The 26,100-nt window shown below is 64.0% G+C and carries 21 protein-coding genes and 2 tRNA genes; 6 read left to right on the top strand and 17 right to left on the bottom strand.

The annotated features are described in order from the left end of the window. Position 1 precedes the first annotated feature (1 nt). The 5 genes from QA649_RS21840 to QA649_RS21820 all read right to left on the bottom strand — a co-directional run bounded on the left by QA649_RS21840 (position 2) and on the right by QA649_RS21820 (position 5,555). Complete coding sequence (locus QA649_RS21840; RefSeq protein WP_283025951.1) at positions 2-850, bottom strand: class I SAM-dependent methyltransferase; 849 nt, start codon at positions 848-850, stop codon at positions 2-4. 17 nt (positions 851-867) lie between these two features. Continuing rightward, a complete protein-coding gene (gene asnB / locus QA649_RS21835) occupies positions 868-2,772 on the bottom strand; it encodes an asparagine synthase (glutamine-hydrolyzing) (RefSeq protein WP_283025950.1) in 1,905 nt (634 codons plus the stop codon). 22 nt (positions 2,773-2,794) lie between these two features. Next, positions 2,795-3,661 (bottom strand): glycosyltransferase family 2 protein, encoded by an 867-nt coding sequence (locus QA649_RS21830; protein WP_283025949.1) that lies wholly within the window; start codon positions 3,659-3,661, stop codon positions 2,795-2,797. After that, positions 3,658-4,308 carry a class I SAM-dependent methyltransferase gene (locus QA649_RS21825; RefSeq protein ID WP_018642415.1) on the bottom strand — a complete coding sequence of 217 codons (651 nt, stop codon included), beginning with the start codon at positions 4,306-4,308 and terminating at the stop codon, positions 3,658-3,660. Before QA649_RS21825 ends, QA649_RS21830 begins: the two co-directional genes overlap by 4 nt. 386 nt (positions 4,309-4,694) lie before the next feature. Continuing rightward, positions 4,695-5,555, bottom strand: coding sequence for a methyltransferase domain-containing protein (locus QA649_RS21820; RefSeq protein WP_283025948.1), 861 nt, complete (start codon positions 5,553-5,555; stop codon positions 4,695-4,697). A 192-nt stretch (positions 5,556-5,747) separates the two neighbouring features. Between QA649_RS21820 and QA649_RS21815 the strand changes: the two genes are divergently transcribed. Continuing rightward, positions 5,748-7,595, top strand: coding sequence for a caspase family protein (locus QA649_RS21815; RefSeq protein WP_283025947.1), 1,848 nt, complete (start codon positions 5,748-5,750; stop codon positions 7,593-7,595). 68 nt (positions 7,596-7,663) lie between these two features. Here QA649_RS21815 and QA649_RS21810 read toward each other — a convergent pair. The 4 genes from QA649_RS21810 to clpX form a co-directional block, all read right to left on the bottom strand. Next, positions 7,664-7,740 (bottom strand) — tRNA-Val (locus QA649_RS21810). Positions 7,741-7,788: 48 nt separating this feature from the next. Then, positions 7,789-8,193 (bottom strand): GFA family protein, encoded by a 405-nt coding sequence (locus QA649_RS21805; protein ID WP_283025946.1) that lies wholly within the window; start codon positions 8,191-8,193, stop codon positions 7,789-7,791. 67 nt (positions 8,194-8,260) lie between these two features. Next, a complete protein-coding gene (gene lon, locus QA649_RS21800; protein ID WP_212335959.1) occupies positions 8,261-10,684 on the bottom strand; it encodes an endopeptidase La in 2,424 nt (807 codons plus the stop codon). A gap of 325 nt (positions 10,685-11,009) precedes the next feature. Continuing rightward, the gene (gene clpX, locus QA649_RS21795; RefSeq protein WP_018642420.1) at positions 11,010-12,281 is read right to left on the bottom strand and encodes an ATP-dependent Clp protease ATP-binding subunit ClpX; all 1,272 of its coding nucleotides are present in this window, start codon (positions 12,279-12,281) and stop codon (positions 11,010-11,012) included. Between the two features lie 181 nt (positions 12,282-12,462). On the opposite strand from clpX, the gene QA649_RS21790 reads away from it, so the two are divergent. Beyond that, a complete protein-coding gene (locus tag QA649_RS21790; RefSeq protein ID WP_283025945.1) occupies positions 12,463-12,669 on the top strand; it encodes a hypothetical protein in 207 nt (68 codons plus the stop codon). Between the two features lie 62 nt (positions 12,670-12,731). Here QA649_RS21790 and QA649_RS21785 read toward each other — a convergent pair whose 3' ends face one another. The 3 genes from QA649_RS21785 to QA649_RS21775 form a co-directional block, all read right to left on the bottom strand. Next, positions 12,732-13,367 carry an ATP-dependent Clp protease proteolytic subunit gene (locus QA649_RS21785; protein ID WP_018642421.1) on the bottom strand — a complete coding sequence of 212 codons (636 nt, stop codon included), beginning with the start codon at positions 13,365-13,367 and terminating at the stop codon, positions 12,732-12,734. Positions 13,368-13,757: 390 nt separating this feature from the next. Then, positions 13,758-15,119 carry a trigger factor gene (tig, locus tag QA649_RS21780; protein WP_283025944.1) on the bottom strand — a complete coding sequence of 454 codons (1,362 nt, stop codon included), beginning with the start codon at positions 15,117-15,119 and terminating at the stop codon, positions 13,758-13,760. A 174-nt stretch (positions 15,120-15,293) separates the two neighbouring features. Then, positions 15,294-15,378 (bottom strand) — tRNA-Leu (locus QA649_RS21775). A gap of 153 nt (positions 15,379-15,531) precedes the next feature. Here QA649_RS21775 and QA649_RS21770 point away from each other — a divergent pair. Then, on the top strand, positions 15,532-16,857 hold the full coding sequence (locus QA649_RS21770; RefSeq protein WP_283025943.1) for a multicopper oxidase domain-containing protein: 1,326 nt from the start codon (positions 15,532-15,534) through the stop codon (positions 16,855-16,857). Positions 16,858-16,952: 95 nt separating this feature from the next. On the opposite strand, the gene QA649_RS21765 is transcribed toward QA649_RS21770, so the two are convergent. After that, a complete protein-coding gene (locus QA649_RS21765; protein WP_283025942.1) occupies positions 16,953-18,452 on the bottom strand; it encodes an NAD(P)H-hydrate dehydratase in 1,500 nt (499 codons plus the stop codon). Positions 18,453-18,834: 382 nt separating this feature from the next. Here QA649_RS21765 and QA649_RS21760 point away from each other — a divergent pair, with 382 nt between their 5' ends. Continuing rightward, entirely contained in the window at positions 18,835-19,173 is a 339-nt protein-coding gene (locus QA649_RS21760; RefSeq protein WP_007603495.1) for a P-II family nitrogen regulator, read from the top strand. 152 nt (positions 19,174-19,325) lie between these two features. Beyond that, on the top strand, positions 19,326-20,735 hold the full coding sequence (gene glnA / locus QA649_RS21755; protein ID WP_018642425.1) for a type I glutamate--ammonia ligase: 1,410 nt from the start codon (positions 19,326-19,328) through the stop codon (positions 20,733-20,735). 232 nt (positions 20,736-20,967) lie between these two features. Here the strand turns inward: glnA and QA649_RS21750 are convergent, their stop codons facing one another. The 4 genes from QA649_RS21750 to QA649_RS21735 all read right to left on the bottom strand — a co-directional run bounded on the left by QA649_RS21750 (position 20,968) and on the right by QA649_RS21735 (position 24,802). Beyond that, positions 20,968-22,056, bottom strand: a complete 1,089-nt coding sequence (locus QA649_RS21750; protein ID WP_283025941.1) for an asparaginase — start codon at positions 22,054-22,056, stop codon at positions 20,968-20,970. Positions 22,057-22,187: 131 nt separating this feature from the next. Further along, on the bottom strand, positions 22,188-22,949 hold the full coding sequence (locus tag QA649_RS21745; protein ID WP_018642427.1) for a slipin family protein: 762 nt from the start codon (positions 22,947-22,949) through the stop codon (positions 22,188-22,190). Further along, positions 22,946-24,367 (bottom strand): nodulation protein NfeD, encoded by a 1,422-nt coding sequence (locus QA649_RS21740; RefSeq protein ID WP_283025940.1) that lies wholly within the window; start codon positions 24,365-24,367, stop codon positions 22,946-22,948. Before QA649_RS21740 ends, QA649_RS21745 begins: the two co-directional genes overlap by 4 nt. A gap of 180 nt (positions 24,368-24,547) precedes the next feature. Further along, positions 24,548-24,802, bottom strand: coding sequence for a tautomerase family protein (locus tag QA649_RS21735; RefSeq protein ID WP_283025939.1), 255 nt, complete (start codon positions 24,800-24,802; stop codon positions 24,548-24,550). 150 nt (positions 24,803-24,952) lie between these two features. Here QA649_RS21735 and QA649_RS21730 point away from each other — a divergent pair, with 150 nt between their 5' ends. Further along, positions 24,953-25,930: a helix-turn-helix domain-containing protein gene (locus tag QA649_RS21730; RefSeq protein ID WP_283025938.1), complete on the top strand. Its 978-nt coding sequence runs from the start codon at positions 24,953-24,955 to the stop codon at positions 25,928-25,930. The last annotated feature ends 170 nt before the right edge of the window (positions 25,931-26,100 follow it).

Here is a 26,100-nt window from a genome sequence, read left to right as displayed (position 1 = left end):
TTCAATGCCCACCCTTGATATTCTCAGTCGCGGATTGACCGGGCGACGCCGCCGGGCGCGTGCCGGACACCGTCCAGCTATAGCCATGCCGGTGATAGAGTTGAACATCCGCAAATCCCGCATCCGACAACAACGCCTCGGCCTCGGCGCGCGTATAGTATTTCGCGTAGGCGGGATTGAGCTGATCGTAGATGGTCAGGCGGCGAACCGAGCGCGGAAATTTCGCCAGGACGGAACGCATGTAGCTGCGCATCGGAAGCGGAAGAATCCGGCAGAGCCAGATATAGGCCGTCAGGGCAAGCTCCAGCAGATGCGACAGCGCCACGAGCATCCGGTGCGGCATCCGCACCGTGAGCTTGCGCAGCGGGATTGCGATCGACAAATAGGTCTCGTTCCCTTCAACGCCGTAGAGCCACACGATGCAGCGTCCGCCCGGCCGCAGCGCTGCGAACGCGGCGCGGACGACGGGCTCCGGCACGGGGATGTGGTGCAACACGCCCATCGAGACGACGTAGTCGAGCCCAAGACCGGACGGCAGTTGATCGCCGGGCACCTGGAGGTATTCGATGCGGTCCGCGTTGGCGGTGGTGTTCGCCTTCAGGACATCGAATGCAGCCGATGGTTCGACCGCAACGACGCGATCGGCGCCCGCATCGAGCAGCATGTTGACGATACGTCCGGTGCCGCTCCCGATATCGGCGACCCTCGCGCCCTTCACATCGTCGAGCGTCAGCAGCGGACCGAACAGATCGGCGAGCAGATCCGCCGACCCGTAATAGCCGGGGTTATCGCGGAAAGCAGTCCACTGCTCTCCGAAATCGCTGATCGTCTGTCCCTTCAGGTCCGGCATGCGCGCGTCCAGCTCGCTCAACGCGGCCGGGGGGCCGCGAGCCCCATCAGCCATATCCCCAACGTCAGAATGGGCCATAGTGCGAAGGCGTTGTCGCTGCGTCGCTCCAGATGGTCGCTCCACAGCGTCCGGATCGCATCCGGCTTGAGATAAGGCGCGAAAACGTCCGGCTCCTTGTTGAAGACGCGATCGCAGATCCCTTGCAGACCACCCCGCCTCATCAGCTGCGCGATGGGCACGTTGAACCCGCGCTTGCGCGACCACGCGGCCTCCCTCGGCATTCCCAGGCGCTCGGCCAGCGTGCGGAGCACGTATTTCGGAGCTCCTTTCGGCCACGGGTTGAGAAGGGCGACATCGATCGTGCCCGCGAGGTCCATGACCCGCCGGTCAAGGATCGGAACGCGCACCTCGAGCGAATGCGCCATGCTCATCGCATCAACCTTCGTGAGCACGCTTTGCAGGTGAAAACGCTGGTCGGCGATCAGCGCCCGATCCAGCACCTTGTCGTGCGGCTCCGCGTAATATTCCGCATATTCCGCGAACGGGTCGGCCGCTGCGACATCGGCCATCTCGGATGCGTAGATCTTCGCGGCAACAAATCCAGGGACCAGCCGCCGCCATTGCAAATGCGGGCTGTCGCCCTCCTCGCTGAGACCCAGCGCAAAACGGGCCAGTTGCGCCGCCGCCGGAAGACGTCGCTCATTGCCGCGGACGGCGGCATAGGCAAGCCGGCCGGTCATGCCCGCAACGCCGCGCGGCACGACGCGGCGCAAGGGCTCCGCCATCGCGGTTGCGGCATAGGTCTCATATCCGGCGAAAAACTCGTCGCCGCCATCGCCAGACAGAACGACGCTGCAGTGCTGGCGGACTGCACCGGCGAGACGATAGAAGCCGAGAGCACCCGTATCCGCGCACTGCCCGTCGAAATGATGGACGATCGCCCGGAGGGCCGTCTCGGCATCCTCCCCCCCTTCCCCGTCGATCACGCTGACCGACAGGCCGGCGGCGGCGGCGATGTCCTTTGCTGCGGCGGATTCATCATGGCTCTTCTCGGTAAAGCCTGCCGTGAACAACGGCGGCTTCAATCCGAGTTGCTTCAGCGTGAGCGTGACGAGCGAGCTGTCGACGCCTCCGCTCTGCAGCACGCCGAGGGGCACGTCGCTCACCATCTGGCTCTCGACCACCGTCTGGATCGTCGACCGCAGACGGTCGACCGCGTCATCCAACCGGTCGATCGTTGGCGCACGAACGGGACGCCAGAAGCGGCGCTCGGTCCGTTCGCTGGCGGTGAAGCTCATCACCGTGCCCGGCGGCACTTGCCTGATGTCGCGGAAAAGACTCTGCCGCGTCCCGGGGTGCCCGGCGGCCAGGAACGTGTGTAAAGCAGCGGGATCGATATGCGCGGCCACGCGCCGGCTCGCCAGGATTCCCTTGGCCTCGCTCGCGAATACGACATCGCTGCGGTCCTCGAAGTAATAGAGCGGCTTGATGCCGATGCCGTCGCGCGCGAGGATCAGGCGACGCTCCTGACGGTCCCAGAGGCCGAGGGCGAAAAAGCCCTCCAGCCGTTCGAACATCGCCTCTCCCCAGGCGAGATAGGCATAGGGGAGAATTTCCGTATCGCAGTGCCCGCGGAACCGGAAGCCGAAGGAGCGCTCGAGCTCGTGGCGCAGCTCGCCGTCGTTGTAGATCTCGCCATTGTAGGTCACGACGATCCGGCCCGACGCATCGAGCATCGGCTGGTGTCCGGCGTCCGACAGATCCCGGATGGCGAGCCGACGATGGGCGAAGCCGACGGACTGATCCAGCCAGGAGCCGTCACCATCCGGCCCGCGATGAATCAACGCCGCAGACATCGCTGCGACCGTGCCGCGATCAGCCGCGCGGCCGTCGCGGTGGAAGATTCCGGCTATGCCGCACATCGCGCTTTGGCGTGATCAATGATCATGGTCGTTGGTTCATGATCTGCTTCAGAAGCACCGCCAGCAGCCCCATCGCCACGACGAGAATACTGAGGAGGATGGCTCCGACCCCGAGGACGAAACCGCTGACGACCTGGAGAATGATCCCGCCGACCAGCGAAATCACGGCGAGCAGCATGCACATCATCGCCAGCAGCACGAAGATCTTCAGCGGGTTGTAGTAAGTGCAGGCTTCGAGGACGTATTGCAGCGTGCGAAGGGAATCGCGGAAGAGATTGACCTTGGACCGCCCGATCCGCTCGGCATAGTCGATGGGAATGTAATCGACGAATTTCGCGTTCATCATGTACGCGAGAGTCAGCGACGTGGTGAAGCTGAAGAGATCGCTGACGTGGTCGAAAAAAGAAATGGCAACCTGGCGCCGGAAGGCGCGAAGGCCGGAATTGATGTCGGGGATCTCGCGATTGGCGGTGAACTCGACGATCACCTTGAGCACCGCGCGAAGCGGCGACTTCAGCATCGACTCCCTGTAATTCGGGCCGGTTCGCGCGCCGACGACCATGTCGAACCCCTCATTGAGGCGTGCGATCAGCGCAGGTATGGTCTCGATCGGATAGGAGCCATCGGCATCGCTGATGACGATCGTCTCAAAGGACGCCATGCGAATGCCGTCCTTGAGCGAGCGCCCGTAGCCGATGTTGTGGGCGTGCCTCAGGACTTTTGCGCCGGCCTGCTCGGCCAAGGCACCGGTCCCGTCGTTCGACCCGTCGTCGACGACGATGATTTCGTAAGGAGTGAGTTGAGCTCCGTCGAGAACCGCTTTCGCCCGTGCGATCGTGTCAACGATGCCATTACGCTCGTTCAGCGCTGGAATGACGACTGAAATCATACGCGCCGTGCGATGCAGGTGACGGATTGCCCGAAAAAGCTCCGAGACAGGGGATCAAGCGCCCGCGACAACGGAACCATATACTTGTCGAACAGCGCGATCTGTCCATTCACGGCGTCGTCGTTCAAGGACTCGTGGCGTTTCAGACGGTTGGCGAGCCATCCCAACCCACCGATGGGATTGAAATAGCTGAGCCGGACCAGCTCGACAGGCTGCCCCGCCAGGATATCGCGCAGGCGCGTGGTGCTGTAGCGCCGGAAGTGTCCGGCAAGGCGATCCAGATCGTTGTAGAGCAGCATGAGGGCCGGAACGCTGATGAGGAGATGCCCGCCCGGCTTGAGCACGTCGACCAGATTGGCGACCGCCTTGGCATCGTCCTCGATGTGCTCGAGCACGTTGACCGTGAAGACCGCATCGACGCCGTTGGGGAACAGCGTGCGGAGCTGTTCCGCAGCCAAAATGTCGCAGACGGCGAAGCTGCGGTCCGGCATGGCCCGACTGGCCTGCTCGACGCTGTCGCGGTCGTGGTCCACCCCGCAATAATCGCCGAGTTCCCCGAGCACCCTGCTGTAGAGCCCATGCCCAAACCCGACTTCGACGATCCGCCCCTTGAGATACGGCCGGAATTGCTCGATGACCCAGTTCATGTAGTTCTGAGCATCGGCGATGCCGCTCGAATACGTCGCCGCCCCCGTCTTGAGACGGTCCTCAGGCGCAGGTTGTGACAGCCGAGTGACTTGAGCCATGGATCCCGAAACTCTGTTCCGGCTGGGGATTAGCAGCAAGAGCAGGGTTTCTCAAGCGCGTTCGGCACCCGTTCGCCTGCCGGTTGAATCAGGCTCCGACCAGATCTCCCTTGCATCCTACGCCTCATGATGTCGAGGCAGCACGCCGCACGGCTCGCCAATCACGTCCCTGCCCTCGCGCGCCCCCGCGATCCGACCTGCGAGCTACCGGATGCTTGCGCGGCAGCGACCATGCGGCATGAGAGCACTTGCTTCGTCGTCTGCAGATGGGGCGAAGGATTTTGCGTCTACCCCGCCTTCGCCGTCACGATCCAGATCGCCCCCTGCAGCGCCACGCTCTGTCCCTTCAGGAATGGCGCGAGCGTCTCGCGAATCGAGGCTTTGGCGGCCTCATAGGTCTCCGGCGGATGGCCCTGCAGCGCACGGCTGGCCGGGCCGATCTGCAGCGAGCCCTCGACCGCGGCGTCGAGGCCGCCGCCGATCGCGATATCCATCGCCAGATTGTGCGGCTCCATTGCGACGTCGACGAAGCCCGCGCCATTCAGGATGCGCATCACGCGCTCCTCCGAAGCAAAGGCAAACGGGCCCGGCTCCTCGGGCCCGACCGGAGGCATCTTCGGCACATGCTTATAGACCGCCATCAGCGGCGCCATCATCCAGGGATTTTCCTTCGGCTCGCGCCAGCAGACGAAGGCGAGCCGTCCCGACGCCTTCAGCGCGCGGCGGAGATTGGCGAAGGACGCGACCGGATCGGCAAAGAACATGACGCCGAAGCGCGAGGCCAGGAGATCAAAGCTCGCCGGCTCGAACGGATGTACCGTCGCATCCGCCAGCACGAAATCGAGCGGCAGGCCCTTTGGCGCGAGCGACCGCGCCTGCGACAGCATCGGCTCGGACACATCGAGCCCGAGTGCAAAGCCATCCGGCGCGACAGCCTTCGCGAACGCCACCGTCGTCGCACCGGAGCCGCAGCCGACGTCGATCACGCGCTCGCCCGGCTTCGGTTTGGCGCGGTCGATCAGCACATCGGCAATCGGCCCGAGCAGCTTTTCCTGCACGGCGTGGCGATCGGCCCAGCGCTGGCCGCTGGGGCCGTTCCAATAGGCGATCTGGTCGGCGTTCTGCTCGTGTCCGCTTGGCTGTTGCATGCTGTCCCCGGTCGTTCCCGTCGCGCGCGATACCCGCACCGCGGTCCAAACCGCATACACCGGCACAGCGGCGATATCACGTCGGGATGCTCGGCGCCCCCCGTGCAGCCGCCTGTGATGTTCGTCACACAGGGGTTTTTGCCTTGATGGCACTCTGCGACTACTCTGGTCACATTGCGATTTGGGGCTGCAATGGGCGTAGTTCGGATTTTTCTGTTTTTATTGGCCGCCTTCTGTCTTGGCTGCGGAAGTGCGCAGGCGGAAAAGCGCGTGGCGCTCGTGATCGGCAATTCCGCCTACAAGAGCGCGCCGAGGCTTGCCAACCCCGTGAACGACGCCTCGCTCGTCGGCGGCATGCTGAAGAAGGCGGGGTTCGACCTGGTCGACATCAGGCTCGACCTCAACGCTGCGGAGATGCGCAGGGCGCTGCGCGACTTCGGCGGCAGGACGCGTGAGGCCGATGTCGCCGTCGTCTACTATGCCGGCCATGGCATCGAGCTCGACGGCACCAATTACCTGATCCCGACAGATGCCAGCCTCGAGACGGATAGCGACGTCCTCGACGAAACGCTGCCGCTGGAGCGCGCCCTGTTCGCGGTCGAGCCGGCCAAGCAGCTTCGGCTCGTCATTCTGGATGCCTGCCGGGACAACCCGTTCGCGAAAGCCATGAAGCGGACCATGGCCGCGCGCGCCATCGGCCGCGGCCTCGCCAAGGTCGAGCCGACCAGCCCGAACACCATGATTGCCTTCGCGGCGAAGGCCGGCTCGACCGCCTCCGACGGCGATTCCAAAAACAGCCCGTTTGCGGCAGCGCTGGTCGAACGCCTCCCCACGCCCGGGCTCGACCTGCGCAAGGCGTTCGGCTTCGTCCGCGACGACGTTCTCAAGAACACCGGCTACAAGCAGGAGCCTTATGTTTACGGCTCGCTGGGCGGTGACGACGTCCCGTTGGTTGCGGCAAAGCCGATCGTGGCCGGCCCCCAGGCCAACCCCGACAGCGAAGTCCGGCGCGACTACGAACTGGCACTTCAGCTCGGGACACGTGACGGGTGGACCGCCTTCCTCAACCGCTTTCCGAGCGGCTTCTATGCCGATCTCGCCAAGGGCCAGTTGAACAAGATCGCGGCCGAAGAAACCCGTGCGGCCACGGCGGATAAGGCCCGGCAGGCGGAAGAAGAGAAGGCGCGCCTGGCCGCCGAGCGGGCCAACAAGGTCGAGCAGGAGAAGGCGGCAGCCGCAGCCAAGGCGGCGGAAGACAAGCGTCTTGCAGCCGAGAAGGCCAAGCAGATCGAGGAAGCCAAGGCGGCCGCTGCCGAGCAGCGCCGCAAGGAGGCCGAGGCTGCAGCGGCAAAGGCCCTGGCAGACAAGCTCGCCGCGGAGAAGGCGCTGGCCGAGAAGCTCGCGAGCGACAAGGCTGCCGCCGAGCTGGCCGCGAAGCAGGCGGCCGAAAAGCAAGCCGCCGCCAACGCCGAGCAGAAGATCGCAACCGTAGCCCCCTCTTCGACCCCGCCTTCGATGTCGCCGCAGGACACGACGAAGCTGGTGCAGTCGGAGCTCCGCCGCGTCGGCTGCCTGACCTCCGCTCCCGACGGCGACTGGAATGCGTCATCGCAGCGCTCGCTGACGCTCTTTAATAAGTACGCCGGCACGAAATTCGACGCCAAGCTCGCGAGCTTCGATGCGCTGGACGCGATCAAGGCCAAGCCCGGCCGCGTCTGCCCGCTGGTCTGCGACCACGGCTTCAAGGCCGACGGCGACACCTGTGTGAAGATCACGTGCCGCGCCGGCTACCGCGTCAATGACGACAATGAATGCGAGAAGGTGCAGGACAAGAAGCCGGTCGCGACGCGCGAGGGCTCCAAACAGCGGGACGAGCAGCGCAAGCAGGTCGAATCGGCGCCGGCAAAGCCGCAAGCCACCGGTCAGGTTGTTTGTAACGCGGCGGGATGCCGCCCGGTGAGACCGGGATGCAGGCTCGGGTATGGGAAGTCCGGACAAGGCATCACGGTGGCTGAGGGGACGCGCGAAGTCTGCGATTAGGCGCGTTACGAAGCGCCCCAGGCGATATCCATCAATCTGCACCTGGACGGCAAGAAGCGAGCGAAGGATGGTGGGCGGTCACGGATTCGAACCGCGGACCCTCTCGGTGTAAACGAGATGCTCTAACCAGCTGAGCTAACCGCCCTCGCCGCCTCTTTATCCTTACCCGCCCCCGGTGGGCAAGTACGGAACATCAGTCCTGCGGCCTCCCCGGCAGCAGCGGCACGGCGTCGATCCACACCGCCGCCGACTGGCACCAGATCTGCCGGACCGGCCGCAATTTGTCCCGCTGGCGGATGCTGCCCCAGCGGATGCCCCAATCGTCGGCCTCCTCGCCCTCGCCGCTGGTGAACAGCGGGGAACCGCAGTCGGCGCAGAAGTGCTGGAAACGCATCCGGCCGTTGTCGCCGCGCTTGCCGTAGACCTTGGGCGTGCCGGCAGTGAGCTTCACGTCGGCCTTGGTGCAGATGGCGGTCACCCGGAACGGTGATCCCGTCAGCGTCTGGCAATCGGTGCAGTGGCACACCGAGACCGCCTCGGGGTCGATCTCGGCCTCGAAGGTGATCTTCCCGCAATGGCATTGCCCGTCGATCTGCATCGTCTTCTCCCGCCGCCGAAACAAAAACGGCGCCCGAAGGCGCCGTTTTATCATCTTTCGCTTGAGATCAGTGAGCGGTCAGGCCGCCGGCGGCTTCATCGCCGTCCGGCTTCACCGTCACCTTGGTGTCCTCTTCCCAGACGATCGGCACCGGCTTCTTCACCAGCGCCTTGGCGACGACGTCGTCAAGGCGCGAGACCGGGATGATCTCCATGCCGCCCTTGATCGCATCGGAAATCTCCGTGAGATCCTTGGCGTTGTCCTCGGGGATCAGCACCGTCTTGATGCCGCCGCGGGCCGCAGCCAGCAGCTTCTCCTTGAGACCGCCGATCGGCAGCACGCGGCCGCGCAGCGTGATCTCGCCGGTCATCGCGACATCGTGGCGGACCGGGATGCCGGTCATCACCGAGATGATCGCGGTGGCCATGGCCACGCCCGCGGACGGACCGTCCTTCGGCGTCGCGCCTTCCGGCACGTGCACGTGGATGTCGCGGCGGTCGAACATCGGCGGCTCGATGCCGTAGTTGATCGCCCGCGAGCGGACGTAGGATGCCGCCGCCGAGATCGATTCCTTCATCACGTCGCGCAGGTTGCCCGTGACGGTCATCTTGCCCTTGCCGGGCATCATGACGCCTTCGATCGTCAGCAGCTCGCCGCCGACATCGGTCCAGGCAAGGCCGGTGACGATGCCGACCTGCGGCTCGCTCTCGATCTCGCCGAAGCGGTACTTCGGAACGCCGAGCAGCTCTTCCAGAGTCTTCTCGGTGACCTTGACCGACTTCTTCTTGGAGATCATCAGCTCCTTCACCGCCTTGCGGGCGAGTGTGGAGAGCTCACGCTCCAGGTTGCGCACGCCCGCTTCGCGGGTGTAGCGGCGGATCAGAAGCAGCAGCGCGTCGTCGTCGATCGAGAACTCCTTGGAGTCCAGGCCGTGCTTGGACACCGCGTTCGGGATCAGGTGCTTGCGCGAGATCTCGACCTTCTCGTTCTCGGTGTAGCCCGCGATCCGGATGATCTCCATGCGGTCCATCAGGGGACCCGGAATATTCAGCGTATTCGCGGTCGTGATGAACATCACGTTGGACAGATCGTAGTCGACCTCGAGATAGTGGTCGTTGAAGGTCCCGTTCTGCTCGGGGTCGAGGACCTCGAGCAGCGCCGAGGACGGATCGCCGCGGAAATCGGCGCCCATCTTGTCGATCTCGTCCAGCAGGAACAGCGGATTGGACGACTTGGCCTTCCGCATCGACTGGATGATCTTGCCGGGCATCGAGCCGATATAGGTGCGGCGGTGACCGCGGATCTCGGCCTCGTCGCGCACGCCGCCGAGCGACACGCGCACGAACTCACGCCCGGTCGCCTTCGCGATCGACTTGCCGAGCGAGGTCTTGCCGACGCCGGGAGGCCCGACGAGGCACAGAATCGGCCCGGTCAGCTTGTTGGCGCGCGACTGCACCGCGAGATACTCGACGATACGGTCCTTGACCTTCTCCAGCCCGTAATGATCGGCATCCAGAACCGCCTGCGCGGCCTCCAGATCCTTCTTCACCTTGGACTTCTTGTTCCACGGAATCGACAGCAGCCAATCCAGATAGTTGCGCACAACGGTCGCTTCCGCGGACATCGGCGACATCTGGCGCAGCTTCTTCAATTCGTGCTGCGCCTTCTCGCGCGCTTCCTTGGAGAGCTTGGTCTTGGCGATCTTCTCTTCGAGATCGGCGAGCTCGTCACGACCGTCGTCGTCGCCGAGTTCCTTCTGGATCGCCTTCATCTGCTCGTTGAGATAGTACTCGCGCTGGGTCTTCTCCATCTGGCGCTTGACGCGCGAGCGGATGCGCTTCTCGACCTGCAGCACCGAGATCTCGCTCTCCATCAGGCCCAGCACCTTCTCGAGGCGCGTGGTGACGGACAGCGTCTCCAGGATGCCCTGGCGGTCCGCGATCTTGACCGCGAGATGCGAGGCGACGGTGTCGGCGAGCTTGGCAAAATCGGTGATCGCCTGCACGACGCCGACGACCTCGGCCGAGATCTTCTTGTTGAGCTTCACATAGCTCTCGAAGTCGGACACGACCGAGCGCGCCAAGGCTTCCGCCTCGACCGATTTCGCATCGGTGTCGGCGAGCGCCACGGCGGTGGCTTCGTAGTAATCGGCGCGATCGGTGTACTTCTGCACGCGCGCACGCTCGAGCCCTTCGACCAGCACCTTCACGGTGCCGTCGGGAAGCTTCAGGAGCTGGAGCACGCTGGCAAGCGTACCGGTCTCGTAAATGGCGTCGGGCGCCGGATCATCATCGGACGCGTTCTTCTGCGTCGCGAGCATGATCAGCGCGTCGTTCTTCATCACCTCTTCAAGCGCGCGGATCGACTTCTCGCGACCGACGAAGAGCGGAACGATCATGTGCGGGAAGACGACGATGTCGCGCAGCGGCAGCACGGGATAGGCGTGCGCTTCGCCGTGGACGATGGTTGGCCGGGGTTTTGGATTAGTCATGGCCTTTTCCTTTTGCTTTGCCCCCTTGCACGCAGTCCGCCATGCTCATGCGCAACCGCCACAAGGTGCCGAGGTGATCCACAAAACCGGTCGGTCCTCTTGAAAGTTGGACCGGCTCGCCGGATCGGAACAGAGGCGAATCTTGAAGAGAATTCTCGCTCGCCGCCGACATTAGGTGGCTATCGACCCGGGGGGTGTCAAGTCATTGAAAAACGCGCGCCATCAGGCGCTTACGCACGCGGATAAGCGAACGCAACACCGGCTGCGGAGATACACTTCCGCAGCCCAACTCGATGAGACGATTGGAGCGTTCCAGCGCCGGAAATCAGGCGCTGGCATTCTCGACGGCGCGATCGGTCCGATCGGCGTAGATGTAGAGCGGACGCGCCGTACCTTCCACGACTTCGCGGGAGATCACGACTTCTTCCACACCTTCCAGGCCCGGCAGATCGAACATGGTCTCGAGCAGGATCGCCTCGAGGATCGAACGCAGACCACGCGCGCCGGTCTTGCGCTCGATCGCCTTGCGGGCAACCGCGCCAAGCGCCTCGTCGGCGAAGGTCAGCTCGATGTTCTCCATCTCGAACAGCCGCTGGTACTGTTTCACCAGCGCGTTCTTCGGCTCGGTCAGGATCTTCTTCAGCGAGGTCTCGTCGAGGTCCTCGAGCGTCGCCACGACGGGCAGACGACCGACGAACTCGGGGATGAGACCATACTTCAGGAGATCCTCAGGCTCGACGTGACGGAAGATCTCGCCGGTCCGGCGATCTTCCGGCGCCATCACCTGGGCCGCGAAACCGATCGAGGTCGACCGGCCGCGCGCCGAGATGATCTTCTCGAGGCCGGCGAAGGCGCCGCCGCAGATGAACAGGATGTTGGTGGTGTCCACCTGCAGGAACTCCTGCTGCGGATGCTTGCGACCGCCCTGCGGCGGGACCGAAGCCACCGTGCCTTCCATGATCTTCAAGAGCGCCTGCTGCACGCCCTCACCCGACACGTCGCGCGTGATCGAGGGATTGTCCGACTTGCGGCTGATCTTGTCGATTTCGTCGATGTAGACGATGCCGCGCTGGGCACGCTCGACATTGTAGTCGGCGGCCTGGAGCAGCTTCAGGATGATGTTCTCGACGTCCTCGCCGACATAGCCGGCTTCGGTCAGCGTCGTCGCATCCGCCATCGTGAAGGGCACGTCCAGGATGCGGGCGAGCGTCTGCGCGAGCAGCGTCTTGCCCGAGCCGGTCGGACCGATCAGCAGGATGTTCGACTTCGCGAGCTCGACGTCGTTGTGCTTGGTCTGGTGGTTGAGGCGCTTGTAGTGGTTGTGCACCGCGACCGACAGGACCTTCTTCGCATGGCTCTGGCCGATCACGTAATCGTCCAGCACCTTGCAGATTTCCTTCGGCGTCGGAATGCCGTCGCGCGACTTCACCAGCGAGGATTTGTTCTCCTCACGGATGATGTCCATGCAGAGCTCAACGCACTCGTCGCAGATGAAGACCGTGGGACCCGCGATCAGTTTGCGGACTTCGTGCTGGCTCTTGCCGCAGAACGAGCAATATAGCGTGTTCTTGGAGTCGCTCGTGCCGACCTTACTCATTCATGTCTCCGTCCGCGGTTCGATCCCGTTCCGCTCGATCGCTCCATTCCGACACGATGGCCGGTATGAAGTTCAAATAGAGCAAATTCCGTACCAAAAAAGACCTACGCGTTACTACATCCCGTGCGAATCACGGTCACTCGATTCTCCCGCGATCATAGCCGATCAATCGTAGCCAACCATGCTGTCACCCGACTATCAAGAATTCGCTAATCGGGGGTCGCGCGCTACCCGTGACAATACCGTGATTTCCGGTCCTGGCACGGACGAAGTGACCGAAATCACCCCGGCGTTGCTGGATTACCACGAAAAACAAGCACGAAAGCGGAACTTTCTGCCTGTCGCAGGGCGCAAAACGACGTTTTGCAATGCGTTCACGCGCACCTAGCGTGAACACCACCCTGATGGGACCCCGGCGATCCCGGGGATCGCCGTTACGGTCCAGTAGTGCTACGGGGCCTTCGCCGGCGCCGGCTCCTCGGCGCGCTTGTCGATGACCTTGTCGACCAGGCCGAACTCCTTGGCGTCGTTGGCGGTCAGGAACTTGTCGCGCTCCAACGCATCCTCGATCGTCTTGTAGGTCTGGCCGGTGTGCTTCACGTAGATCTCGTTGAGCCGCTTCTTCAGGTTCAGGATTTCCTGGGCGTGCAGCATGATGTCGGTGGCCTGGCCCTGGAAGCCGCCGGAGGGCTGGTGCACCATGATGCGTGCGTTCGGCAGCGAGAAGCGCATGTCCTTCTCGCCGGCGCAGAGCAGCAACGAGCCCATCGAGGCGGCCTGGCCGGTGCAGAGCGTCGAGACCGGCGGGCGGATGAATTGCATGGTGTCGTAGATCGCAAGGCCCGACGTCACCACGCCGCCCGGCGAGTTGATGTACATCGAGATTTCCTTCTTCGGATTTTCCGCCTCGAGGAACAACAGCTGCGCGACGATCAGCGTCGACATGCCGTCCTCGACCGGACCGGTCACGAAGATGATGCGCTCCTTCAAGAGGCGCGAGAAAATATCGTAGGCGCGCTCGCCACGGTTGGTCTGCTCGACCACCATGGGCACGAGGTTCATGTAGGTTTCAACCGGATCGCGCATGAGTCACCTAGGGTTTTAAGAGGCGGACATCGCCAGTCTTGGCTGCCAGTTTGGGCTGGATGTGCCGGAAGGCCGATGGACGTCCCGTGATGCAGGAAGTTGGTAGAAGTAGAACGCGTAGGTACAGGGTGTACCGACAGATATAGCCCAATTCGCGCCAGACAAGTGCGGAGCGAATTAAGGCTTAATCCACTGGGGACTTGAAGCTGATTCTCGCAAAAAGACCCAGCCGACCATCTGGCTAGCTGGGCCCCTTCGCTGATCATCCTTAATAGAAGACTGTCCTGGAGCCCCGTTCCGATGGAATCGGAAATGGGCTCCAGCTTCTATTTTGACGCGTTTTCTTCACGCGAACCGGTATCCACTTCGCTCGAAAACGCTCTGGAGCCTTCAGGCTGCGGTCTTTTCCGCCTCGTCGTCCTTGTAGAGATCCTCGCGCGAGACCTTCTTCTCGGTCACGTTGGCAAGTTCGAGAATGAAGTCGACGACCTTGTCCTCGTAGATCGGTGCACGAAGCTGGGCCAGTGCCTGGGCGTTGCTGCGATAGTAGTCCCAGACCTCCTTCTCGCGGCCGGGCATCTGCCGGGCGCGCTCGATCACGGCGCGGCCGACCTCGTCATCGGTCACGGTGATCTTGTTCTTCTCGCCGATCTCGGAGAGCACGAGGCCGAGCCGCACGCGGCGGTCGGCGATCTTGCGGTACTCTTCCTTCGCCTTGTCCTCAGTGGTGTCCTCGTCGGCAAAGGTCTTGCCGGCGGAGTCCATCTCGGCCTTGACCGAGTTCCACATCAGATTGAACTCCTCGTCGACGAGCGAGGGCGGCGCCTCGAAGCGATGCGCTTCGTCGAGACGATCGAGCAGCGCGCGCTTGACGCGCTGGCGCGTCGCGGTCGCGAACTCGGCAACCAGACGCTCGCGCGCGGCTTCCTTCAGCTTGTCCAGCGATTCCAGGCCGAGCGTCTTGGCGAACTCGTCGTCGATCGCAATGTCCTGCGGCGCCTCGATCGTCGTCGCGGTGGTCTCGAACTCGGCCGGCTGGCCGGCGAGCTTCTCGCTCATGTAGTTCTTCGGGAACGAGACCTTCAGCGTGCGCGTCTCGTTGGCGCCGATGCCGATGAGCTGCTCCTCGAAGCCCGGGATGAAGGTGTTGGAGCCGATCACGACCTGGATGCCCTCACCGGCACCGCCCTCGAAGGCTTCGCCGTTGATGGTGCCCTTGAAGTTGATGGTGACGCGATCGCCGGAGGCGGCCTTCTCGCCCTCGCCCTTGGCGGCATAACCACGGTTGCTGTCCGCGATGCGCTTGATCGCCTCGTCGACGTCGGAATCGGTCACTTCAGCAACGGGCTTCTCGACCTGGAAGGTCTTGAAGTCGGCGAGCGCGATCGACGGCACCACCTCGATCGCGACCGTGTAGGTCAGATCGGTCTTGCCGCTCAGCAGCTCCTCGACCTCGGCCTGCTCGGTCGGCATGGTGATCTTCGGCTCGGTCGCGAGGCGGAAGCCGCGCTCGGAGAACAGCTGCGTGTTGGTGTCGCGGATGGTCTGGTCGATGGTCTCGGCCATCACCGAGCGGCCATAGACCTTCTTGAGGTGCGTGACCGGCACCTTGCCGGGACGGAAGCCGTTGATGCGGACCTTGTCCTTGAGGTCGACGAGCTTGGCGCCGGCCTTGGCGTCGAGATCAGACGCGGGAACGCTGATCTTGAACTCGTGCTTCAAACCTTCCGAGAGGGTTTCTGTGACCTGCATGGCGTCCAATCTTCTTCTCGTTCGGTCCCGGCGCGCATGCGTCGGGACGCTGTCATTAATCGATCCGGCGCGAGGCGAACGCCTCAACGCCGGTGGCTCATCGGACCGGCTTCAGGCGGACAAACATCCGCGCAAAAGCAGGCCCTCGTAATCCGTGCAAACGCTGAAAGCGCTTGGTGCGGGCGGAGGGACTCGAACCCCCACAACTTTCGTCACTGGAACCTAAATCCAGCGCGTCTACCAGTTCCGCCACGCCCGCGTAATTTGCATCAAGACCGGCCGCGATGCCGCGGGCGGCCGGGCTTATAGCATGTGCCCGCCGGTTCGCAGCAAAAAAATGGCCGCGTCTACGCCCTCCTCAAATAGGCGCGGCGGCTGGACTTATCCAGCGCGGCGTGGTCCGCATCGAGCCATGAAAACGCGGATCTTCGACCCGACGAGGCGTGAGGTTTTGGCCGGACTTGGTGCCTCCCTTGGCGCCTCCCTTGGCGCCTCGGCGGCCGGGCTGATGGCGGGCGGCGCGGGGCCGCTCGTGACCGCCCAGCTCGCCCTCCAGGCGCGGGCGGCAACCCTGGCTCTCGGTCCGGGTCAGCCGGCTACACCGATCTGGGAGCTGGCCGCCGTAAGCCACCTTGGGGACGTCCGTCTCAAGCGTCTCGACCGCTGCGAGGTGGTCTTCCGCAACGACCTGCCTGTGCCACTTGCACCAGTCTGGCACGGTCTCAACGGTCCTACCGCGGCCGACCCGCTCCGGGGGCGCGCGCCGACGGCGCCGGATGCGACCGAAACTTCAATTATTTCAGTACCAAGCGCCGGGACCCTGCTGGCCGACTTCCGTCTCTTCGAGGACGGCCTGAAGCAGCCCGCGCGCCCGCTTCCGATCATCGCGACCGAGACCGGCCGGGTCGCCGTCGACCGTGACGTGGTTGTTCTGATCGAGGAATGGCGCCTGCGGCCGGATGCGACCGCGCTGCCCCCGGGCCAGGACCCGAAGGACACGACGGCGCTCTATACCATCAACGGCAAGACTTCATTCGAACTCTCAGCTTCAGCCGGCGAGCGGCTGCGGCTGCGCTTTATCAACGGCTCGCAACGTTCTGTTCTGGCGATCAAATTGGAGAACCACGAGGTCCAGATCATGGCCCTGGACGGGCAGCCGGCCGAGCCGTTCCCGGCCCGCAACGGGGCCTTGGTGCTGGCCCCCGGCACACGGGCCGACGCCTTTGTGGATGCGGCCGCATCGGCCCCATTCCTGCTCCATGACGGCAAGGAGGCGCGCCAGGTCGGAAGCCTCAAGGTCTCCGGTAAGCTGGAGCGCGCGCCGCTCCCACCGGCTCAGCCGCTCCCCTCGAACGATCTGCCGGAGAAGCTCGACCTGAGGGCCGCCCTGCGGTTCGATGTCGCGCTCGGCGCATCCGAGGCCGGCTGGACGCGGCCGGCAAATTTCTCCACCGCCTCCGCCCCGACGTTCCGCACCAAGACCGGCCGCACCGTCGTGCTGGCCCTCAAGAACCTCGCCCCCCTCACCACGGTCTTCCATCTGCACGGCCACCACTTCCGCCTGCTCGACAAGCTCGACGACGGCTGGAAGCCCTACTGGCTCGACACGCTCGCGATCGAGCCCGGCCAGACCCAGCGCATCGCGTTCGCCGCGACCTCGCCCGGCCGCTGGCTGATCGAATCCGTCGCAACCGACTGGGCCGCGCCGCGGCTGGTGCGGTGGTACGGGGTGGACTGAGATTTGTAGGATGGGTAGAGCGAAGCGAAACCCATCCTTACTGAGATGATGGGTTTCGCTGCGCTCTACCCATCCTACTCGCTATAGCGAGCGGCTCAGTACTCCACTCCCAACGCATCATAGATCCGCCGGTGCACGGCCGGCAGCGTCTCGGTCAGGTCCTCCGCGATCAGACCCGGCCCCGCCTCGCTTGCCGCCTCGCCATGCATCCAGACGCCGATGCTGGCGGCTTCGAAGGCCGGCACGCCCTGCGCAAGGAGCCCGGCGATGATGCCGGAGAGCACGTCGCCGGCGCCGGCAGTGGCCAGCCATGGCGGCGCGTTGGCGGCGATGGTGGCGCGGCCATCGGGCGCGGCGATGGTGGTATCCGGCCCCTTCAGCAGCACCACCGCGCCGGAGCGCTCGGCGGCGGCGCGGACGCGCTCGAGCTTGGAGCGGCCCGGATGCTTGTTGCTGAGATCGGAGAACAGGCGCGGAAACTCGCCCTCGTGCGGCGTCAGCACCACCGCACTGTCGTGCGAGGACTTGATCGATTCGAACAGGCGCTCGGGGTTTGCCGCAAAGCTCGTCAGCGCGTCCGCGTCCAGCACCAGATGGCGCTGCGCGGTGAGCGCGGTGTGCACCATGTCGCAGGTGCGCTCGCCTACCCCGGCGCCGGGACCGATGATGCAGGTGTTGTAGCGCTTGTCGCCGAGCAGCTCGCCGAACTCGACCACGGTATCGACGGGGCGCACCATCACCGCGGTGAGCGCGGCCGCATTGATCGCGAGCGCATCGCGCGGAGTGGCCAAAGTCACCAGGCCTGCGCCGGCGCGTAGCGCCCCGCGCGCGGCGAGCCGCGCCGCGCCGGTCGCGGCTGCGTCGCCGGAGACCGCGAGCACGTGGCCTCGCGCATATTTGTGGGCGTCGATGCGCGGCACCGGAAACGCCGCGCCCCAGAAATCCGGATCGTTCTCGAAAATCTGCGGCCCGATCGCGTCCAGAACCTGTGCGTCGATACCGATATCGGCAACCCGCACCCGGCCACAATGCATTCGTCCCGGCAGCAGCAGGTGCGCCGGCTTCTTACGGAAGAAGGTGACGGTCTCGGTGGCATTGACCGCCACGCCCAGCACCGCCGCGCTGGTGCCGTTGATACCGCTCGGCAGGTCGACGGCGAGCACTGGCGCGCCGTTGGCGTTGATCGCCTCGATCATCTCCAACGCTTCGCCCTCGACGGGGCGGCTGAGGCCCGCGCCGAACAGCGCATCGATGATCAGCGCAGGTCTTCCGATCGCCTGCGGATTGAACGGGAGCACCGGATGCTTCCAGCCGCGCGCGGCCGAGGCCGCATCCCCCTGGAGCTGGTCGCGCTCGCACATCAGGATCACCGAGACCTCGCGGCCTTGCGCGGCGAGCTCGGCGGCTGCGACAAAACCGTCACCGCCATTGTTGCCGGGACCGGCCACGATCAGGATCGGCCCCTCCTCTACCAGCGCGTTGGCGGCCTCCGCGACCGCCTGGCCCGCGCTCAGCATCAGCTTGAAGCCGGGCGTCCCGGCCGCGATCGCGAGCTGGTCGGCGCGCTGCATTTCGGCGTTGGTCAGAACTTCCATGCCACTTCCCTGGTACAAACGCCTCTTCAACAGGCATCTTTTGTGCCGATCCGTCCCTGGGAACGCCGATCTGCACAGATACTGAACTATTTGCCTATTTCGTAGTCTTCGGTATTTTGGCCCGGTCGGCACCACCTATCAGAGATGCTCGTTAAAAGGCTGATAACGCTCCAATAATCAGGGCATTTGCAACTTGGCATAGACCCTGCTTTCGAGGAAGCCGCTTCGGTTCGTCGTGCTCACTGGCATTTATCAGGGTGTGGCCGGCCGTTGTTGCCGGACTGGTCAGGGATCCCGGCATAGCGAAGACAACATCGTGCGTTAAGACAAGCGCATCCTGACGAAGACGTTGCTATTTGATCGAAAGGCCGGGAGGCGCGCAGTGAAGAAAATCGAAGCCATCATCAAGCCGTTCAAGCTCGACGAGGTGAAGGAAGCGCTTCAGGAAGTCGGCCTTCAGGGCATCACCGTCACCGAGGCCAAGGGCTTCGGCCGGCAGAAGGGGCACGCCGAGCTTTACCGCGGCGCAGAATACATCGTCGACTTCCTGCCCAAGGTGAAGATCGAGATCGTGATCGGCGACGATCTGGTCGAGCGCGCCATCGACGCGATCCGCCGCGCCGCGCAAACCGGGCGCATCGGCGACGGCAAGATTTTCGTCTCCAACATCGAAGAGGCGATCCGCATCCGGACCGGCGAATCCGGGCTGGACGCTATCTGAGCCGGGTGCTATCCCGCATTTTGCGACACTCTGACAAGAAAAAGGCTGCTTCGGCGGCCTGATTTCGTTTGTGCGGTCGCGCGCGAACTCGCCAAAAGCGAGAACAATCTTGCTCACCTGGAAACCGACCCGCAGAGCCAAAAGGGGTATGCATGAAGACCGCCAAAGACGTCCTGAAATCGATCAAGGACAACGACGTCAAATACGTCGACCTGCGCTTCACCGATCCGCGCGGCAAGTGGCAGCACGTCACGTTCGACGTCAGCATGATCGATGAGGACATTTTCGCCGAAGGGACGATGTTCGACGGCTCCTCGATCGCCGGCTGGAAGGCGATCAACGAGTCCGACATGTGCCTGATGCCCGATCCGGTGACCGCGACGATCGATCCGTTCTTCGCCGAGACCACGATGGTCATCACCTGCGACGTGCTCGAGCCGACCACCGGCGAGCCCTACAACCGCGACCCCCGCGGCATCGCCAAGAAGGCGGAAGCCATGGTGAAGTCGATGGGCGTGGGCGACAGCGTGTTCGTCGGTCCCGAAGCCGAGTTCTTCGTGTTCGACGACGTGCGCTTCTCCTCCTCCCCCTACAACACCGGTTTCCGCCTCGACTCCTCGGAACTGCCGACCAACACCGACACGGAATATGAAGGCGGCAACCTCGGCCACCGCATCCGCACCAAGGCCGGCTACTTCCCCGTCCCGCCGCAGGACTCGGTGCAGGACATGCGCTCCGAGATGCTGGGTGCCATGGCCAAGATGGGCGTCAAGGTCGAGAAGCATCACCACGAGGTCGCTTCCGCCCAGCACGAGCTCGGCATGAAGTTCGACACGCTGACGCTGATGGCCGACCACCTGCAGATCTACAAATACTGCATCCATCAGGTCGCGCATATCTACGGCAAGACCGCCACCTTCATGCCGAAGCCGGTCTACGGCGACAACGGTTCGGGCATGCACGTGCACCAGTCGATCTGGAAGGACGGCAAGCCGGTGTTCGCCGGCAACAAGTATGCCGACCTGTCGGAGACCTGCCTCCACTACATCGGCGGCATCATCAAGCACGCCAAGGCCATCAACGCCTTCACCAACCCGTCGACCAACTCCTACAAGCGTCTGGTCCCGGGCTATGAGGCCCCGGTGCTGCTTGCCTACTCCGCGCGCAACCGCTCGGCCTCCTGCCGTATCCCCTACACCGCTTCGCCCAAGGCCAAGCGTGTCGAGGTGCGCTTCCCCGATCCGCTTGCCAATCCCTATCTCGGCTTCGCCGCGATGCTGATGGCCGGCCTCGACGGCATCAAGAACAAGATCGATCCGGGTCCGGCGATGGACAAGGACCTCTACGACCTGCCGAAGGAAGAGCTGAAGCAGATTCCGACGGTGTGCGGCTCGCTCCGCGAGGCGCTGGAAAACCTCGACAAGGACCGCGGCTTCCTCAAGAACGGCGGCGTGTTCGACGACGATTTCATCGACGCCTATATCGAGCTGAAGATGACCGAAGTCGAGCGCTTCGAAATGACCCCTCACCCGATCGAGTTCGACATGTACTATTCGGGCTAAGCGGCCCAAACTCTCTGCGACAAGCAAAAGGCGCTCCGCGAGGGGCGCCTTTTCGTTTGGGACGTCGCAAGTCCGTAGGGTGGGTTAGCATTGCAGATGTGCGAAGCGCATTTGCAATGCGTAACCCACCACTGTCTCTATCCGAGCAAGCAGAAGAGGTGGGTTACGCCATACGGATTGCGCTTCGCACAATCCGTATGGCTAACCCACCCTACAAGATGCGAGCTGGCCGCTACCACGTCGCCGCGAACGCCCGCTGCAGCTCGGCCGGCCCTGTCACGCCGCCCGCGATCAGCAATTGGGTGAGGACACGCGCCTTCTGCGGATTGAGATCCTCGGACACGACGAACCCGTTCTTGTCGTCGTCGACCTCGACGTTCCTCGTGACGAAGCCGGAGCGCACGCGGGTCGAACGGACGACGATGATGCCCTTCTTAGCGGCCGCTTCGAGCGCATCGAGGGCGGACTTCGACGTATTGCCGTCGCCGACGCCGGCCAGCACGATGCCCTTGGCGCCGTGCGAGATGGCATCCTCGATCGGAACGGCGTCCATATTGGCGTGCGAGTAGACGATCTCGACGCGCGGCAATTGCTCGCCTGCCGGGAGCTGATAGGTCGCTCGCTTGAAGCCGGCGGCCTGGGTCATGAAACGGATGCCGCCGGCGGTGTCGACATAGCCGACCGGCCCATCATTGGGGGAGCTGAAGGTCTCGATGCTCGTCGTGTTGGTCTTCGTCACCGAGCGCGCACCCTGAATCTTGTCGTTCAGCACGGCCATGACGCCGCGGCCGCGCGAGCGCGGATCGGCGGCGACCTGCACCGCCTCGTAGAGATTGCCGGGGCCGTCGGCGCTGACCGCAGAGGCCGGCCGCATCGAGCCGACGATCACCACCGGCTTGTCGCCGCGCACCACGTTGTCGAGAAAGAACGCGGTCTCCTCCAGCGTATCCGTGCCATGGGTGATGATGACGCCGTCGGCTTCGTTCTTGTCGAAGGCATCCTGGATGCGGCGGGCCAGCGCGAACCAGACCTTGTCGTTCATGTCCTGGGACCCGATCGACGAAATCTGCTCGGCGTTCAGCTTCGCCAGCTTGTCGAGGCCCGGCACCGACGCCATCAGCTGCTCGCCGGTGATCTGGCCGGACTTGTAGGCGCCGGTCGCACGCGGGTCGGCCTGGCCTGCAATGGTGCCGCCCGTCGCAAGCACGAGAATGCGCGGCAGGCTGCCGGCCGCAGCGTCCTTGCCCGGCTCTGCCGCCTGCGCGGATGCGCCGATGCCGCCGGACCAGAGCGCAAAGGACAGCAGTGGAATGGCGAGCATGGATGTTCGAATTTGGCGACAGCTGGCGGGGCTGGCGGTAGGCTTCGTCATCGAATTGTCCTCCCGTTTAAGTAGGGATCGACATTCGATACGCCCATTGAGGCCGAAGATGGGTCAGCCTGCTGCTTTCCCTATGGGTTGTCCCGCCGTGGCATAAAATGATCGAGCAAACCCGTCGGTAGCGGAAAGACGACGGTCGACGACCGTTCGCCCGCGATGTCATGGAGAGCTGCGAAATACCGCAGCTGCATCGCCTGGGGCTCCTGCGCGAGAATCCGGCCGGCTTCGACGAGCTTTTCAGCAGCCTGCTGCTCGCCCATTGCATTGATCACCTTGGCCCGCCGCAAGCGCTCGGCCTCGGCCTGCTTGGCGATCGCGCGCACCATGGTTTCGTTGAGATCGACGTCCTTGATCTCTATGCCGGTGACCTTGATGCCCCAGACGTCGGTCTGCTTGTCGAGGATCTCCTGGATATCGGCGTTCAACCTGTCGCGCTCGGCGAGCATCTCGTCGAGCTCGTGCTTGCCGAGAACCGAGCGCAACGTGGTCTGGGCGAGCTGGCTGGTGGCGGCCATGTAGTCGCCGACCTTGATAATCGCACGTTCGGGGTCGACGATGCGAAAGTACAGAACGGCGTTGACCTTGACGGACACGTTGTCCCGGGAAATCACGTCCTGCGGCGGCACCACCTGCACCATCACCCGGAGATCGACCTTGACGAGTTGCTGCACGACCGGAATGAGGAGGATGAGGCCCGGTCCTTTCACGCCGGTAAAGCGGCCGAGTGTAAAGACGACGCCACGCTCGTATTCGCGAAGGATTCGAATGGCCTGGGATAGAAACATGACGACAAGCAGCGCAAGCGCCGCATAAGTCAGATATTCCAGCATCATGATGTACCTCCCTCGCCGGTTCGGGCCGGTCGGCGCCGTATCAGCAGCGTCAGGTCGATGATGCCCGCGACTTCGGCCATCTCTCCGGGCGTGAACGTTTCGGCACCGCGCGCCTGCCAGCGCTCACCGTGGGCGAAGACATGACCTTCGTTCCCGTTCCAGTCGAGAACCTCCGCGGGCAAGCCTCGCATGGCCTTCGCGCCGACCAGTGCGGGAGCCTTGCGGATGCGCCGGAGTGAACCAAGCACGACGAGCGCAAAGCCGGTGAACACGGCCGTCGTGATCCCGATCACCCACCACGACAGCTGGTAGCCAGGCGCCTCGCCCCTGAAAAGCATCAAGGCTCCCAGCACGAAAGCGATGATTCCTCCGAGACCGATCACCACGGTCGGATTGAAGGCCTCGATCGTGAGAAGCACGAGCCCGACCAGCATCAGGGCGAAGCCGGCATAATTGACCGGCAGCAGATTGAGCGCATAGAGGCCGATCAACAGGCAGATCGCTCCGACGACCCCCGGGGCGACGGCACCGGGAGACATGAACTCGAAGATCAGGCCGTAGATGCCGACCATCAGGAGAATGAACGCCACGTTCGGGTCGGTGATGACCGCCAGGAAGCGGGATATCCGTCCGGGGTCGATGGCTTCAACGACGGCATCCTTCGTCGCGAGGCGTTGCGTCCTGCCGCCTGCAACCTCCACCACACGGCCGTCGAGCTGCCTCAGCAATTCGGCCTGATCGCGCGCGACGAGATCGATGGCATGAGCCTCGAGCGCGCCGTTGGCGGAGAGCGTGGCAGCCTCTCGGACCGCCTTCTCCGCCCAGTCCACATTGCGGCCGCGCAGCTCCGCAAGGCTGCGGATGAAAGCGACCGCATCATTGGTCGCCTTCGCCGTCATTGGATCCTTGAGCTGATCCTTGAGCTGATCCTTGGGCTCGCTCTGCTGGTCCCCGTCCTTCTTGTCCTTGCCGCCCTTGTCCGGCGCACCGCCCGGCAGACCCGGCAGCGGCCCGCCGATCTGCACCGGCGTCGCGGCACCAATATTGGTGCCTGGCGCCATCGCCGCGATGTGGGTCGCATAGAGGATATAGGTCCCCGCACTCGCCGCGTGGGCGCCGGAGGGAGCGACGTAACCGACGACAGGGATCGGCGAGGCGAGCACATCCGCGATGATCTCGCGCATGCTGGAATTGAGACCGCCGGGCGTGTTCATCCTCAGAAGCACGACCTCGGCGCGCCGTTCGCTCGCCTTGGCCAAAGCCTCCTTCACGTAGCTGGCTGACGCCGGGCCAATGGCCCCGTCGATCGAAACAATCAGTGCCACACGTCCGCTCTCCTCCGCTGAGCTGGGGAGGAGACAGCAGGTCAAAGCCACGACGGTGATCGCCGCAACGAGGGCCGCCTTCATGGTCTGCACGGCAAGGGCTCCCTTGCAGAGGATATGGTGTTCCTCTCGAGAACCTCAATGCTGCGCGTGGAGACCAACGTTGCGATTGTGCAACGCAATGGGAAGGCCATGCAGGATGGCGATGTGATCGGTCGAGCAGAGGCAGTGGCGGACCATGACGACGACTGATCCGCCCCGCGCCAGCCGCTGCTACCGTGCCACCCTCACGCCATCGGCTCCGATCGCACCGAACGTGCTCTTGATGATCTCGCTCGTCGGCTGCATCCCGCCGAGCGACCAGTGCGAGGGCTCCTGCTCCTCGATCCTGACCCAGACGTTGCGGCGGAAGTCCGGGCTGCCCTGCCCTTCGACCTCGACCATCAGGTCGGTGATCCGTTCGAGCAGCGTCTTCTTCTGCGCGGCATCCAGGATGCCGCGGACGGTGGAAATGGTGATGTAAGGCATGTCTCTCTCCAATCGTGTCATGTGACGACGCGGCGAATTTGGACCCGGCAGGCCCGGCGAGGCAGTGGCGGATAAGCCAGAGATCGGGCAATTTCCGCCACGCGCGGGCGCGGCGATCGGCTAGGATCACAGCGTCTGCCTGGAGGTCCCATGAAGCTCGCAATTCTGGCGCTGGAAGGTTGCATGCATTCGGCGATCGCCGGCGTCGCCGACGTCCTCTCGCTCGCCAATCATGTGATGCAGCAAAGCGGCGCAGCGCCCCGCTTCAGCTGGCAGACGCTGTCGCTCGACGGCCGGGACGTTCGCGCCGGCGGCGGCCAGATGGTCGCGGTCGATGGCGCCATCGCCAGACGCGGCAGCTTCGATGCGATCCTCGTCCCCGGCAATCTCGTCGATCACGTCACGGCCGCGCGGCTGCAACCGCAATATGCCCGTGCCGGCGCCTGGCTGCGGCAGCAGCATGCGAACGGCCGTCTGATCGGGGCGTTTTGCAGCGGCGTATTCCTGCTGGCAGGCAGCGGTCTGCTCGACAATCGCCGCGCCACCATCACCTGGTGGCTGCAAGGCGAGCTGCGGCAGCGGCATCCCGCGATCGACCTCGCGGCCGACGCCGTCATCACCGCGACCGACCGCATCGTCTGCGCGGCCGGACCGATGTCGTGGGTCGATCTCCTGCTCAGGCTGATCGAGATGGTGGATGGGAAAGAAATTGCCAAACTATGCGCGGACTACGTCGTGATCGACACCGCGCAGCGCAGCCAATCGATCTTCATGCCCGTCGGCTATCTGCTCTCGCAGGACCCGCTGCTGACCAAAGCCGATCTCCTGGTTCGCCGCACCGGCAAGAGCCCGATGACGGTCAAGCGCCTCGCCGGCGCGCTCGGCCTCAGCGAGCGAACGCTGAACCGGAAGTTTCAGGAGCTCACGCACGAGCCGCCGCAAGCCTTCATCACGCGCCGCCGCGTCGAGCATGCGCGCACGCTGCTGGAGACGACGACGCAGCCGATCAAGAGCATCGCGCGCACGGCCGGCTATGAAGATGAGAGCAGCTTTCGCAAGGCATTCCGCAAGCTGACCTTGATGTCGCCGCAGGCGTATCGCGCGCGGCGGATGGAGCGGACGGCGTGAGCCTGGAGAGTATGGACGCAACCCTTCTCGAAAGCCGTCAGCTTTCGTTCTGCATCCGACTCCACTTCGTTCTCAAAGAACAAATCATCACCGCGAAAATCGGAGCGGATCAATTCCTACTGATTGGTTTATTCCGTTGAAGATTGGGAATCCGCACTGAATGCATCGGC

The organism is Bradyrhizobium sp. CB1717 (genome assembly GCF_029714325.1).
Taxonomy (GTDB): domain Bacteria; phylum Pseudomonadota; class Alphaproteobacteria; order Rhizobiales; family Xanthobacteraceae; genus Bradyrhizobium.
The sequence above is the reverse complement of the archived record's forward strand: the minus strand, read 5'-3'. Positions and strand labels throughout refer to the sequence as shown.